Origin of the sequence: Gleimia sp. 6138-11-ORH1 (assembly GCF_024814355.1) — a bacterium.
Lineage (GTDB): Bacteria > Actinomycetota > Actinomycetes > Actinomycetales > Actinomycetaceae > Gleimia.
Map to the genome: position 1 here is coordinate 22,579 of NZ_JANUXV010000002.1, position 12,285 is coordinate 34,863.

The 12,285-nt window shown below is 51.0% G+C and carries 16 protein-coding genes; 4 read left to right on the top strand and 12 right to left on the bottom strand.

Annotated elements, in window-relative coordinates:
• Positions 1-44: 44 nt before the first annotated feature.
• From NXS08_RS03710 to rplN, 12 genes are all read right to left on the bottom strand, one after another.
• Positions 45-650, bottom strand: a complete 606-nt coding sequence (locus NXS08_RS03710) for an adenylate kinase (protein ID WP_259137447.1) — start codon at positions 648-650, stop codon at positions 45-47.
• Positions 650-1,927, bottom strand: coding sequence for a preprotein translocase subunit SecY (gene secY, locus NXS08_RS03715; RefSeq protein WP_396232249.1), 1,278 nt, complete (start codon positions 1,925-1,927; stop codon positions 650-652). The genes NXS08_RS03710 and secY overlap by 1 nt, the downstream gene beginning before the upstream one ends.
• Positions 1,928-2,187: 260 nt before the next feature.
• Positions 2,188-2,637, bottom strand: a complete 450-nt coding sequence (gene rplO / locus NXS08_RS03720) for a 50S ribosomal protein L15 (RefSeq protein ID WP_259137449.1) — start codon at positions 2,635-2,637, stop codon at positions 2,188-2,190.
• Positions 2,638-2,639: 2 nt separating this feature from the next.
• On the bottom strand, positions 2,640-2,822 hold the full coding sequence (gene rpmD, locus NXS08_RS03725) for a 50S ribosomal protein L30 (RefSeq protein WP_310546930.1): 183 nt from the start codon (positions 2,820-2,822) through the stop codon (positions 2,640-2,642).
• Complete coding sequence (gene rpsE / locus NXS08_RS03730) at positions 2,822-3,514, bottom strand: 30S ribosomal protein S5 (protein ID WP_259137451.1); 693 nt, start codon at positions 3,512-3,514, stop codon at positions 2,822-2,824. Before rpsE ends, rpmD begins: the two co-directional genes overlap by 1 nt.
• A gap of 26 nt (positions 3,515-3,540) precedes the next feature.
• Complete coding sequence (gene rplR, locus NXS08_RS03735) at positions 3,541-3,909, bottom strand: 50S ribosomal protein L18 (RefSeq protein WP_259137453.1); 369 nt, start codon at positions 3,907-3,909, stop codon at positions 3,541-3,543.
• Positions 3,909-4,445 carry a 50S ribosomal protein L6 gene (rplF, locus tag NXS08_RS03740; RefSeq protein ID WP_259137455.1) on the bottom strand — a complete coding sequence of 179 codons (537 nt, stop codon included), beginning with the start codon at positions 4,443-4,445 and terminating at the stop codon, positions 3,909-3,911. The genes rplR and rplF overlap by 1 nt, the downstream gene beginning before the upstream one ends.
• Before the next feature lie 11 nt (positions 4,446-4,456).
• Entirely contained in the window at positions 4,457-4,855 is a 399-nt protein-coding gene (gene rpsH, locus NXS08_RS03745) for a 30S ribosomal protein S8 (protein WP_259137457.1), read from the bottom strand.
• Positions 4,856-4,926: 71 nt separating this feature from the next.
• Positions 4,927-5,112 carry a type Z 30S ribosomal protein S14 gene (locus NXS08_RS03750; RefSeq protein WP_259137459.1) on the bottom strand — a complete coding sequence of 62 codons (186 nt, stop codon included), beginning with the start codon at positions 5,110-5,112 and terminating at the stop codon, positions 4,927-4,929.
• A gap of 2 nt (positions 5,113-5,114) precedes the next feature.
• The gene (rplE, locus tag NXS08_RS03755) at positions 5,115-5,660 is read right to left on the bottom strand and encodes a 50S ribosomal protein L5 (RefSeq protein ID WP_259137461.1); all 546 of its coding nucleotides are present in this window, start codon (positions 5,658-5,660) and stop codon (positions 5,115-5,117) included.
• Positions 5,657-6,103 carry a 50S ribosomal protein L24 gene (gene rplX / locus NXS08_RS03760; RefSeq protein WP_259137463.1) on the bottom strand — a complete coding sequence of 149 codons (447 nt, stop codon included), beginning with the start codon at positions 6,101-6,103 and terminating at the stop codon, positions 5,657-5,659. The genes rplE and rplX overlap by 4 nt, the downstream gene beginning before the upstream one ends.
• A complete protein-coding gene (rplN, locus tag NXS08_RS03765) occupies positions 6,103-6,471 on the bottom strand; it encodes a 50S ribosomal protein L14 (RefSeq protein WP_006547406.1) in 369 nt (122 codons plus the stop codon). Before rplN ends, rplX begins: the two co-directional genes overlap by 1 nt.
• A 404-nt stretch (positions 6,472-6,875) precedes the next feature.
• Between rplN and NXS08_RS03770 the strand changes: the two genes are divergently transcribed.
• The 4 genes from NXS08_RS03770 (at position 6,876) to NXS08_RS03785 (ending at position 12,267) form a co-directional block, all read left to right on the top strand.
• On the top strand, positions 6,876-7,565 hold the full coding sequence (locus tag NXS08_RS03770; protein WP_259137467.1) for a TetR/AcrR family transcriptional regulator: 690 nt from the start codon (positions 6,876-6,878) through the stop codon (positions 7,563-7,565).
• A gap of 270 nt (positions 7,566-7,835) precedes the next feature.
• Positions 7,836-8,732: a biotin--[acetyl-CoA-carboxylase] ligase gene (locus NXS08_RS03775; RefSeq protein WP_259137469.1), complete on the top strand. Its 897-nt coding sequence runs from the start codon at positions 7,836-7,838 to the stop codon at positions 8,730-8,732.
• Positions 8,729-10,651: a biotin carboxylase N-terminal domain-containing protein gene (locus tag NXS08_RS03780; RefSeq protein ID WP_259137471.1), complete on the top strand. Its 1,923-nt coding sequence runs from the start codon at positions 8,729-8,731 to the stop codon at positions 10,649-10,651. Before NXS08_RS03775 ends, NXS08_RS03780 begins: the two co-directional genes overlap by 4 nt.
• Complete coding sequence (locus tag NXS08_RS03785) at positions 10,648-12,267, top strand: acyl-CoA carboxylase subunit beta (RefSeq protein ID WP_259137473.1); 1,620 nt, start codon at positions 10,648-10,650, stop codon at positions 12,265-12,267. Before NXS08_RS03780 ends, NXS08_RS03785 begins: the two co-directional genes overlap by 4 nt.
• Positions 12,268-12,285: the final 18 nt, after the last annotated feature.

Genomic DNA, 12,285 nt, shown 5'->3' on the forward strand with positions numbered 1-12,285 from the left:
ACTTGTTCTTGTTTTATTTTCAGTTTTTCGAGGGCGTTAAAAGCCTAGTTAGCTTTTTGCAAACCTGCTTCAGCTAGGACCGCTTCGATCCGTTCCCAGACCTCATCAATAGTGCCCATCCCATCTATTTGGATTAGCTTATCCTGATCCGCATAGTAGGTTGCCATTGGTTCGGTAAGTTGGTGATAAACCTGCATCCGGTGGCGAATCACTGATTCAGTATCGTCTTCGCGGCCTTCAATCTCAGCACGTTTTAGAAGTCGCTTAATAACTTCTTCTTCATCAGTTACCAGCTCAATCACCAGATCAACGTCACGATCTCGTTTAGCTAAAGCGTCCCGAAGGTAGTGTGCCTGCTCTAAAGTACGCGGATACCCGTCCAGCAAACAGCCGTTTACCACATCGGGAGCTTCCAAACGGGCCGCCACCATGGGGTTGGTAACGGTGTCCGGCACAAATTCACCTTTTGAGATGAAGCGGGAAGCCCGTAGTCCCAGCTCAGTTTCTGCCTTAATGTTCTGGCGGAAAATCAGGCCGGTGGAGATTGCCGGAATCTGAAGGTAGTCGGCAATTCTTTTTGCTTGAGTTCCTTTACCTGAACCGGGAGCACCCAGTAACAAGATAAGCGGAGCAGATGCATTTGTAGTCATTAGACCAAGAATCCTTCGTAGCTGTGCTTTTGCAACTGAGAGTTAATTTCTTTAACAGTTTGCAGACCAACGCCGACAACGATTAGTAAAGTGGTTCCCCCAAATGGTAGTCCGCCTTCACCCAGGTTCATCATAATCATCACGATTGCGGGGATCATGGCTACTGCCAGCAGGTAGAGCGCTCCGGCAGAGGTGATGCGGCTAATCACGTAGCTTAAGTACTCTGCGGTGGGGCGACCAGCGCGAATCCCGGGGATGAATCCGCCGTAGCGTTTCATGTTATCGGCAACTTCTTCAGGGTTGAAAGTGATTGAAGTGTAGAAGAAGGTGAAGAACAGGATTAGCAGACCGTCTAAAAGCAGGTAGAGCCAAGAAGTTTGGCTTAAATTATCGCGAACCCAAGCGGTAGTTGCACTATTAGGGTCACCGAAGTTAGTCAGTAATGCAGGCATTGCCAAGATGGAGGTTGAGAAGATAACTGGAATAACCCCGGCCATGTTAATCTTCAGCGGAATGTAGGTAGAAGATCCGCCCATTACACGTCGGCCTACCATACGTTTTGCGTATTGTACGGGGATCCGGCGCTGTGCTTGTTCCACGTAAACCACTGCAGCGGTGATAGCTAGGATGAGAAGCACGATTCCGGCTACGCGCAGCCAGCCAGCTCCAATCCCGATGTTGTATAGCTGAGCAGGTAGGGTGGCGGTGATGGAGGTGAAAATCAGGAGGGACATACCGTTACCGATACCGCGTTCGGTGATTAGTTCTCCCAGCCACATGATTACGCCAGTTCCGGCGGTCATGGTTAGTACCATCGCAATGAAAGTAAATGGGGTGCTGTTCGGAACTACCGGGTGGGGGCAACCTGGGAACAGTGCATTAGAAAATGACAAAGAGACGATGCCGGCGGACTGTAGTACACCAAGGAAGATAGTTAGGTAGCGGGTGTACTGGGTCAGGGTAGCCTGTCCCTGCTGTCCCTCTTTGTGTAGGTCCTCAAAACGTGGGACTGCCACACGCAGCAACTGGATAATAATCGAGGCCGTAATGTACGGCATGATTCCCAGTGCAAAAATGGAAAGCTGCAGTAATGCTCCCCCAGAGAACAGGTTTGCCAATGCCAGCAGTGAAGTTTGTTCGTTCACGGCCAGACATTGCTGCACGTTTACGGTGGAGACACCCGGAGCGGGAATGAAGGACCCCATCCGGAAAAGACCCATAATCAGTAGGCTGAACAAAATCTTCGCACGTAAATCGGGGGTGCGGAATGCCTGCATGAAAACAGCAGGAATAGATGGCTTGCGGAACGCTTGTCCTTGGTTGTCTAACAAGCTTCCTCCTTTAGAATCTAAAAATAAAACAATAATCCACATCAAGGTTACATTATTTGTTTGTTTTAATCGAGACAGTTTTTGGTGAGCAATTAAGCAAAACCATTTTTCTCTCAGTTGGATTTACAAACTTAAGCAAAACTTAATGGGAATTAGTTGTGTGCTCCCCCGCTAAAGCGGAGGAGCACACAAACTCGTTTTATAGATCAGCGAGTGGTTAGAGAACCGCCTGCAGCGGTAATCTTAGCTTCTGCGGAGGCAGACCACTTATCAACTACAAGGTTGAACTTAGCGGTAACTTCACCTTCACCCAGAATCTTAACCAGCTGACGGGGGCGCACGGCACCCTTTGCTACTAGATCTTCAACAGTAATCTCTCCACCTTCTGGGAAGAGACGCTGCAGAGCGTCTAGGTTTACAACCTGGTATTCCACGCGGAATGGGTTCTTGAAACCACGTAGCTTAGGCAGGCGCATATGCATTGGCATCTGGCCACCTTCGAAACCTACTGGAACCTGGTAACGAGCCTTAGTACCCTTGGTACCACGTCCAGCAGTTTTACCCTTGGAACCTTCACCACGACCCACGCGGGTCTTAGCTTTCTTAGAACCAGGAGCTGGCTTCAAATCGTGGAGACGGAGAATTTCTTCAGCCATTATCAGTTGACCTCCTCTACCGTAACCATGTGACGAACAGCGAGGATCTGACCACGCAAAGTTGGGGTGTCCTTGTGAACGACCGACTGGCCGATCTTACGAAGACCCAAAGCTCGCATAGTGCGACGCTGTTCCTGTGGGCGACCGATATCAGAACGGACGCGGGTAATCTTTAGGTTAGCCATTATTTGCTCACTCCTGCCGCTGCCGCTTCGTTTTCGGTCTTTTCAGCTTGGGCGCGCTTTTCAGCTTCACCTTCTGCGCGTGCACGCAGCATGGAAGCAGGAGCTACGCGCTCCAATGGTAGTCCACGACGTGCTGCTACTGCTTCAGGCTGTTCCAGCTGCTTCAGAGCGGCAATAGTTGCGTGGACGATGTTGATTGCGTTTGAAGAACCAAGTGACTTCGAAAGTACGTCGTGTACACCGGCGCATTCCAAGACGGCGCGAACCGGACCACCGGCGATAACACCGGTACCTGGAGCGGCGGGACGAAGCAGAACTACGCCTGCTGCATCTTCACCCTGTACCAGGTGAGTAATGGTACGACGGATCATAGGAACGCGGATGAAGCTCTTCTTAGCTTCTTCAACGCCCTTAGCAATAGCTTGAGGAACTTCCTTAGCCTTGCCGTAACCTACACCAACGGTACCTTCCCCGTCACCCACGACAACAAGTGCGGTGAAGCTAAAGCGACGACCACCCTTAACTACCTTGGATACGCGGTTAATGGTAACTACACGTTCGATGTACTGGTTCTTTTCTTCGTTGCGACGGTTGTCGCGTCGTTCAGACTGACGTCCTCCGCGGCGTTCACGACGTTCAGTGTCGCGGCCTTCAGAGGTGTCCTGAGCTTTGTTTCGCTGCGCTGCAGCCATCAGTATGCCTTCTTCCTTCTGGTCGCTTAGAGCGCCAGGCCACCCTCGCGGGCGCCTTCTGCTACAGCTGCGACACGGCCGTGGTACTTGTTGCCACCGCGGTCAAAGACCACAGCGGTGATGCCAGCTTCCTGCGCACGGGCAGCAATCAGTTCACCGACTCGGCGAGCTGCTTCAACCTTAGTGGAGGAACCGTCGAATGCTGCTTCCATGGTGGAAGCAGAAACTAGAGTGTGTCCCTTGGTGTCATCAATAACCTGTGCAACCATGTGACGGTTGGAACGGGTTACTACCAGACGGGGACGCTCTGCAGTACCGTTTACGTTCTTACGAACGCGCTGGTGGCGGCGCTTACGAGCAACTACTTTGCCCTTGCCCTTAACGGTGTAAGACATTACTTACCAGCCTTTCCGACCTTGCGACGTACGTTTTCGCCTGCGTAGCGAATACCCTTACCCTTGTAAGGTTCAGGCTTACGGATCTTGCGAATATTCGCAGCGACCTCGCCAACAAGCTGCTTATCAATACCGTTAACCGAGAACTTAACCTGGTTATCGACCTTGAATTCGATACCTTCTGGAGCTTCAACAACTACTGGGTGAGAGAATCCCAGAGCGAATTCCAAAGAGGTGCCTTTTGCGGTTACACGGTAACCGGTACCCACGATTTCCAGCTTCTTTGAGTAACCTTCGGTTACGCCGGTAATCATGTTAGCGATCAGGGAGCGGGTTAAACCGTGGCGTGCACGGGAATCGCGCTGATCGTTTGGACGGGAAACCAGAATCTGGCCTTCTTCGATTACAGCGGTGATTGGAGAAACGATTACGTGTTCCAAAGTTCCCTTAGGACCTTTAACAGTTACGTTAGCGCCTTCAATCGTTACGTCAACACCAGCAGGGATGGTGATGGGAGCTTTACCAATACGTGACATGGGTTTCCTCCTTACCAGATGTAGGCGAGGACTTCCCCACCTACTCCCCTGTTAGCTGCTTCACGGTCAGTCAGCAAGCCGGAGGAGGTTGACAAGATTGCAACACCCAGGCCGCCGCGTACGCTTGGCAGTTCGGTGGACTTTGCGTAAACGCGCAGACCCGGCTTGGAAACACGCTTCACGTCGGTGATAGCGGCTTCGCGGCGCGCGTTGTACTTGAGTTCGAGTGTCAGGGTCTTACCCACACGTGCGTCCTCAACCTTAGCTTCAGAGATGTAACCTTCAGCTACCAGGATTTTAGCAATTGCTGCTTTTAGCTTGGAGTGAGGCATGGACACCGATTCGTGGTGTGCCGCACTCGCGTTACGCAGACGCGTTAGCATATCTGCGATTGGATCAGTCATAGTCATTTTGGGGATGTCCCCTTCCTCATCGGGGTTTCCGGACAGTGGTTCGCACTGACGGACCTACGATGTAGTCGTTACCAGCTACTCTTAGTCACGCCTGGCAGCTCGCCCTGATGAGCGAGTTCACGCAGGCAGACACGGCACAATCCGAACTTGCGGTAAACCGAACGTGGGCGACCACAACGGTTACAGCGAGTGTAAGCGCGCACTGCAAACTTTGGTTTGCGAGCGGCCTTTACCTTCAGCGAAGTCTTTGCCATGGTCAGTCCTCCTTGAATGGGAAGCCCAGGGCGCGCAGAAGCGCGCGGCCTTCTTCGTCGGTCTTAGCAGAGGTGACAATGGTGATATCCATGCCACGAACACGGTCAATGCTGTCTTGGTCAATTTCATGGAACATAGACTGTTCAGTTAGACCGAAAGTGTAGTTGCCGTTACCGTCGAACTGCTTTGGGGACAGGCCACGGAAGTCGCGGATACGTGGCAGAGCCAACGTGATCAAGCGATCCATGAATTCCCACATACGGTCGCCACGCATAGTTACGTGTGCGCCAATAGGCTGACCTTCACGCAGTTTGAACTGTGCGATAGATTTACGAGCCTTAGTTACAACTGGTTTCTGACCGGTGATAGCGGTCAGGTCACGCAGTGCACCGTCAAGTGCCTTAGAATCACGAGCTGCTTCACCAACACCCATGTTTACAACAACCTTTACCAGGTTGCCGACCTGCATTGGGTTAGCGTGTCCGAATTCCTTTACCAGCTGAGGGCGGATTTCGTCGACGTATTTAGTCTTCAAACGAGGGGTCATGCGCCGATTTCCTTTCCAGTTTCGAGGCCGCGCTTAGCGCCACCACGAATCACGCGGATTGGCTTACGGCTTACGCGCTTGCCGTTTTCGTCAACGTCAATGCGGAAACCAACGCGCACGCGCTGCTTGGTTTCGGGATCAACCAATGCCACCTTGGAAAGTGAGATAGGAGCTTCAATTAACTGAATTCCCCCAGTCACCTGTCCTTGAGCGGACTGCCCTTCACGAACGTGACGGGTCTTTAGGTTTACGCCTTCAACCAGAACCTTCTGTTCTTTAGGGAAGACCTTGATTACGCGACCTTGCTTGCCCTTATCGCCTGGCTTAATTGGTTCTAAGCCTTCAGCTGCACGGCGTGCATTGCGTTCGTCGATCTTCTTCTGGTCTGCGGTGCGACCAGCAATAACCTCTACCAGGTCACCTTTTTTAATCTTGGCTGCCATCAGATCACCTCCGGAGCGAGGGAAACGATCTTCATGAACTTCTTATCACGAAGTTCACGACCCACTGGGCCGAAGATACGAGTTCCACGTGGTTCGCCATCGTTCTTCAAAATGACAGCTGCGTTTTCATCAAAACGGATGTATGAACCGTCTGGACGGCGACGTTCCTTACGGGTACGTACTACTACCGCCTTAACGACATCACCCTTCTTCACGTTGCCGCCGGGGATAGCGTCTTTCACGGTAGCGACGATAGTATCGCCTACTCCCGCGTAGCGCCGACCCGAGCCACCGAGCACGCGAATGCAAAGGATTTCCTTAGCACCCGTGTTGTCGGCAACCTTTAGTCGCGACTCCTGTTGAATCATTCGTTTTCTCCTGTCGTCGAGCTGGTTCTGTGACGGAAACTCCGCCATAGCCTAGCCGAACGTGTACGGACTTTTACGTAACGGTTGTTACGTAACTACTTCAGTTGTGCAGACGCGAGATCACTACTTCTCAACGAAGTGGAGCACGGTCTCTGCACAGAAAGAAGGTTGTCTACTTGCATTCACAAGGTTTAGTTGTATCAGCTGAAGTATGCGGACACACTCCACCTGCACAAAATAAACTGCAACCTATCTAGATTACGCTAAAAAGGGGGAAAAAGAAAAGTTTTTTCTAATAAAACTGGCTGTGCAGTGTCTCACCACTTTCACCTGCTTGCTGTAGCTTCTCTTCCCCACCTGCGTTAATCTTTACTACGGGTGTTACCCACGGAAGGAGAGAGCAGATGAGCGACCGATTAGAAACGGAACAGCGCCTCATCGAAGCAACCAAACGCATTATGGTTACTCACGGTGTGGAAGGGTGTACGTTAGAACGCATCACCGAAGCGGCGGGATTTACACGCGGCGCCTTCTATTCAAATTTCCGTTCCAAAGAAGAACTTTTCGTAGCAGTTGCCGAAGACGAATACGCCATCGGGATTAGACGAATCAAACAGTTCGGCGAACAGTGGGCCGGACACATGGCTGACCACCCCCTCCCCAAACCGCTCACCACAGAAATAAGCGCCTACATTTTTGCTGACGCACTGCGTAAATTCTTAGCGCATATGGAGCTAAATCGAGAGTTTTTCATTCTTCATTCCGAGTTCATGATCCGCTCTGCCCGCGTTCCCGATTGGGCTGCTCTCTTTGCGGAAATTAACCGCCAGTTTGTACTTGCTTTAGGTGAAGTTCTAAACGTAATCGTTGATTCTTTAGGACTCCAGCTCACCCATTCCGCAGAAGCCCTGTCTCAGGCAGTAATCGGCATCGTCCTCCGCGCCAACGGGGTGGCTTCTTGGGAGCAAATCCAGGCGCAAGCTACCTTAAATACAACGACGAAGAAACACTTCAGTTCCTCTATCGCCATAGAAGTAACTGAACTGATTGTTCCCCTACTCTTAGGCTGCACTAAACCGCAAACTGCAGAGTAAATCGTCCACTTTTCCCACCTTAGACTTCATATTTTCGAGGGCGCCTCGCAGCGTCCTCGAAAAATTTTATCCCCCGCGACACGACCCGGTGTGCTAGGTTTCACAAAATACAAAAATGTATCCGCTTGTAAAACTGTTTTTTCCCCGTATTTCTCCACTAATCCTCAAAGCAAGCAAATTTCCCACAGACAAAAAACAATAATGTATTTCCTCTCAAATTAGGCATGTTCTACCGTTAATAAAACGTGTAAACGTAAAGAAAGACAAGGTATGCCGAAGGAAATATTCTTCTGTCCAGTATTGGATTCCACCCAGTTAGAGGCGCAGCGCCGCCTCCACTCAAGCTACTTAACCAGCGCCCCAGGAGTGCTCTACCACGTAGCTACCGGACATCAAACTGCAGGCAGAGGACGTTTCACCCGCAATTGGGAAGACCTTCCACAAACCTGCTCCCTTTCTTCCACCGTAGTAAAACTACCCCAAACTGCTCTGAAAAACGCGCACTGGCTGACCATCATTGCAGCCCTTAGCGTAGTTGAAACCGTGCACGGTTTCTTCCCCCACACCCAGTCTTCCCTGAAACTAAAGTGGCCCAACGATGTGCTGTTTCAGGGAGCCAAACTCGGCGGCGTACTTGCCACGGTACTACCTACAACCGACCCTCAGTACGCCTACATCAGCCTTGGGGTGGGAGTGAATCTCCTCCAAGAAAGCTCTCACCTACCCACCCCTACGGCAATTTCCCTAAAAGCAGCGAAGCTCACTCCCCTTCCAAAAGTTAAACAGTTCAACCAAGAATTCTTTGAGATTCTCAACCAAAACCTTGAGATCTTCGTCAAAGCCAACTGGGAAAGCGACTTCTTCCAAGCCCCCTACCAAAGCCTATTAAGCGGAATCGGTGAACTGGTGGAAGTAACTCACCTCAGCAGTGAAGCTCCCAACTCAAATGCAGAAACTGCCGGAAGTAAAAGCCCCAACACCTACACAGCTACATTCCTGGGAATCTCCCCCAACGGGTGGGCGCAACTCCAACCCGCAGCTTCCCCGGACACAATCATAGAAGTTTCCAGCGCAGACATCACTTTTAGTCCTAACTCACCCGAAAACTTTCCTTCCACACAGCCCCTGTCCGCTCCCCTTACCCCCGATTTACAAGAGGTAAAATGAGTTTTTCACACACTCTACTGGTAGCCAATCGCGGTGAAATTGCCGCACGCATTTTCCGAACCGCCAGAGAACTTGGGATACGCTCCATCGCGGTTTACACTCAACATGAAACAGACGCTGGCTGGGTGAAATTAGCAGACGAAGCTTTCCGGTTAGAAGGCACTACCGCCGCAGAAACCTACCTCAACCAAACCCAGCTTTTAGAAGTAGCCAAAACAGCCGGAGCCACTGCAATTCATCCCGGCTATGGTTTTCTCTCAGAAAACGCCGAATTTGCGGGTGCAGTACAAGCCGCTGGGCTGACCTGGATTGGCCCAGCACCTGAGGTTATCAACGCCCTCGGGAATAAAGCAACTGCCCGCCAACTGGCAATCTCACAAAATGTGCAAGTAATCCCCGGCACCCAAACTCCCCTGCGGAACTTCCAAGAACTCATCGACTTCGGCAACCAAGTTGGTTTCCCAATTATCAGCAAAGACCCAGCCGGAGGCGGCGGAAAAGGGATCATCGAATACGCTTCTTCTGAAGCAGCCACCCAATTCTTTAATGAGCGTGGCCTGCCCACTGACACAGATCTGCCAGCCGATAGCCTACTGGCAACTTCCTTCCTGGAAAAACGGTTAGTACACGCTCGCCACATCGAAACCCAATGTCTGCGCGATAGCCACGGAAATTTCTGGCTTGCCTCCACCCGCGACTGCTCAGTGCAGCGACGCAACCAAAAACTAATTGAAGAAGCACCCGCCAGCGGGCTAAACCCAGAAACTCTCACTAACCTCCAACAGTGGTCAAAAACCCTCTTTGAAGCCGTAAACTACGTAGGAGCAGGCACCTGCGAATTCTTAGTAGACGAAGCTGGAAACGCCTACTTTTTAGAAGTAAACCCGCGCCTGCAAGTTGAACACACAGTCACTGAAGAAATCACCGGAGTAGACTTAGTTGCCCTGCAACTAGCCGTCGCCACCCAAGGATCTATAAAAGACTTAGTTAGCTCAGCAAATCAACCACGCGGTCACTCCATCCAACTACGAATCACCAGTGAAGACCCCGCCCAAAATCTACTCCCGCAAGCTGGAAAACTTCATTCAATCACCTGGCCCAGTGGCGCAGGCATACGCATCGACGCAGCCTTAGTGGCTTCAGAAGAAATCCCCGTCGCCTTTGACTCACTCATCGCTAAACTAATCGTCACAGCCCCCACCCGTGCTTTAGCGATCGCCAAAGCAAAACGTGCCCTGGCTGAAACCAAGATTAGCGGAGTCCCCACCTCTATTCCCCTTTACGAACAAATCCTCTCAGAAGAAAACTTTGCTTGCGAAACTGGAAAAATCCACACTCGCTGGCTAGAAGAAAACCTCCTTACACCTGAAAACCTAGCAAAGTTCGCCGCAGAAACTACACCCGCGAATTCCCCTACCACTCAAACTTCCAATGGGGGAACCGCCAGCACACCGAAACTTAGCTTAGCTAACGCCCTCGAAATCCCAATTGAAATCGATGGAAAACGCAGCGTACTTCGCCTGCCCAGCGGCCTGTTACAACACCTTTTCCAAGCAGAAAATAACCTTGGGATAAATCCAGCAGTACCTGCTTTAAATGGATTAAACAACGGTACTTCCGCCGGAGTAGTCCCCACGCAAATTCGCCATAACCGCAGAGGAAGTAAAGATACGCTTGCCGGTGGTTCAGCAGCAATCACAGCTCCCATGCAAGCCACTGTCACTCGCGTGAATGTCACCGTAGGGCAAACTGTTTCAGCCGGAGACCTGGTTTGCGTGATTGAAGCAATGAAAATGGAACAGCCGCTTTACGCGGCCATCGCCGGAGTCGTTAAAGAAATCAAAGTTAATCCCAGCGAAGCAGTCACCAGCGGTCAAATCCTCTTAATCATCGATGAAAACGAAAGGGATGAAAAATGAGTCGTTCCATTCTTTCAATTGCCCGTGAAAGCCTAGCCAAAGCCTTTCACTTCCCCGCGCATTCGCAGGTAGCTGAACCTGAAGTTAGTGCCTCCCACAGCTTAGATGAGCTGGAAGATATTGCCGAGCAGCGGGCACGTGCCATGCAGCACCCGAAAGGAAAGCAAACTGCCAGAGAACGTATTAACGCTTTAGCTGACGCAGGTACCTTCGCGGAAATCAACCGTTTTTTAGGTGGCGATATTGACGCTGGGTATTTGGGTTCTGGAGTTATCACCGGATTCGCCAAAATAAGTGGGCGTTCCGTAGCCATCTATGCGCAGGACTTTTCGATTCGCGGTGGCTCATTAGGTGAAGTTGAGGGCCGGAAAATCCTGCACCTAATGGAACAGGCTCTAATCATGCGGATCCCCGTAATCGCCATGTTAGATTCAGGTGGGGCGCGTATCCAAGAAGGCGTAGCCGCGCTGGCTCAATACGGGCGCATCTTCAAAAAATCCTGTGAACTATCCGGAGTAGTTCCACAAATTTCGATTATTTTAGGTCCCTGCGCCGGCGGAGCAGTTTATGGGCCCGCCCTAACCGATTTCGTGATTATGGCGAAAGAATCTTCCTTCATGTTCGTAACTGGACCAGAGGTAGTTAAAGCAGTTACTGGTGAATCCGTTTCATCAGAAGAACTGGGCGGCGCAAAACTGCATTCCGCGATCACCGGAGTAGCCCACTACATGGCTGAAGATGAAACTGACGCACTGGACTATACTCGGTCGCTACTGTCCTACCTGCCTTCTTCTTTTGAAGAACCCGCCCCCTGTTTCGCCTACGCCCCAACTGCTGAAGATGAAGAACGCGCGAAATTGGTTGCTTCTTTAGTGCCAAAATCTCCAAAACAGCCCTACGACATGGTTGAAGTAATCGAACATTTAGTTGATCACGGAGAATTCCTACAAATTCAAGAACTTTTCGCTCCGTCCATTGTGATTGGATTTGGCGCATTTAATGGGCGTTCAGTGGGGGTAGTTGCCAACCAGTCAATGGCAGATGCCGGCACGTTAGATGTGAATGCCTCTGAAAAAGCCTCCCGCTTTGTACAGTTCTGTAACGCATTTTCTATTCCCGTAATCACCTTAGTTGATGTTCCGGGATACCGTCCGGGAACTGAGCAGGAAAGAGCTGGGATTATCCGTCGCGGAGCGAAAATGATTACCGCTTATTCTACTGCCACCATTCCGTTAGTCACCATAATCTTACGTAAAGCGTACGGCGGAGCCTACATTGTGATGGGTTCTAAAGCCATGGGCGCCGATCTTAACTTCGCCTGGCCCGATGCGCAGATTGCCGTGATGGGGGCCGAGGGCGCTGTGAACATCGTCCACCGGAAAGATCTACAAACTGCTAAGGAACAGGGGCAAAACGTAGATGAACTGCGGATAGAACTGGAAGAACGCTACGCATTCCAGTCAGTCAATCCGAATCTCTCCTTAAAGATTGGGGAATTAGATGGGTTGATTCGCCCCGAAGATACTCGCAGCGTGATTATTTCTTCACTCACTGTTTTAGCTGGGAAACGTCGCCCGTTCAGGGAACCGCGCATCACCGCTAATCCACCTTTATAAGCCAGCAAATACCAAAAT

Bases quoted from the DNA above. Each gene is read 5' to 3' on its own strand.
- NXS08_RS03775 (WP_259137469.1), top strand. From the start codon at position 7,836: ATGCCGAAGGAAATATTCTTCTGTCCAGTATTGGATTCCACCCAGTTA.
- rpsE (WP_259137451.1), bottom strand. From the start codon at position 3,514: ATGGCTGCAGCGCAGCGAAACAAAGCTCAGGACACCTCTGAAGGCCGC.
- NXS08_RS03780 (WP_259137471.1), top strand. From the start codon at position 8,729: ATGAGTTTTTCACACACTCTACTGGTAGCCAATCGCGGTGAAATTGCC.
- rplF (WP_259137455.1), bottom strand. From the start codon at position 4,445: ATGTCACGTATTGGTAAAGCTCCCATCACCATCCCTGCTGGTGTTGAC.
- NXS08_RS03770 (WP_259137467.1), top strand. From the start codon at position 6,876: ATGAGCGACCGATTAGAAACGGAACAGCGCCTCATCGAAGCAACCAAA.
- rplX (WP_259137463.1), bottom strand. From the start codon at position 6,103: ATGGCAGCCAAGATTAAAAAAGGTGACCTGGTAGAGGTTATTGCTGGT.
- secY (WP_396232249.1), bottom strand. From the start codon at position 1,927: ATGCAGGCATTCCGCACCCCCGATTTACGTGCGAAGATTTTGTTCAGC.
- NXS08_RS03750 (WP_259137459.1), bottom strand. From the start codon at position 5,112: ATGGCAAAGACTTCGCTGAAGGTAAAGGCCGCTCGCAAACCAAAGTTT.
- NXS08_RS03710 (WP_259137447.1), bottom strand. From the start codon at position 650: ATGACTACAAATGCATCTGCTCCGCTTATCTTGTTACTGGGTGCTCCC.
- rplN (WP_006547406.1), bottom strand. From the start codon at position 6,471: ATGATTCAACAGGAGTCGCGACTAAAGGTTGCCGACAACACGGGTGCT.
- NXS08_RS03785 (WP_259137473.1), top strand. From the start codon at position 10,648: ATGAGTCGTTCCATTCTTTCAATTGCCCGTGAAAGCCTAGCCAAAGCC.
- rplO (WP_259137449.1), bottom strand. From the start codon at position 2,637: ATGGCTGAAGAAATTCTCCGTCTCCACGATTTGAAGCCAGCTCCTGGT.
- rplE (WP_259137461.1), bottom strand. From the start codon at position 5,660: ATGACCCCTCGTTTGAAGACTAAATACGTCGACGAAATCCGCCCTCAG.
- rpmD (WP_310546930.1), bottom strand. From the start codon at position 2,822: ATGGCTAACCTAAAGATTACCCGCGTCCGTTCTGATATCGGTCGCCCA.
- rplR (WP_259137453.1), bottom strand. From the start codon at position 3,909: ATGTCTTACACCGTTAAGGGCAAGGGCAAAGTAGTTGCTCGTAAGCGC.
- rpsH (WP_259137457.1), bottom strand. From the start codon at position 4,855: ATGACTATGACTGATCCAATCGCAGATATGCTAACGCGTCTGCGTAAC.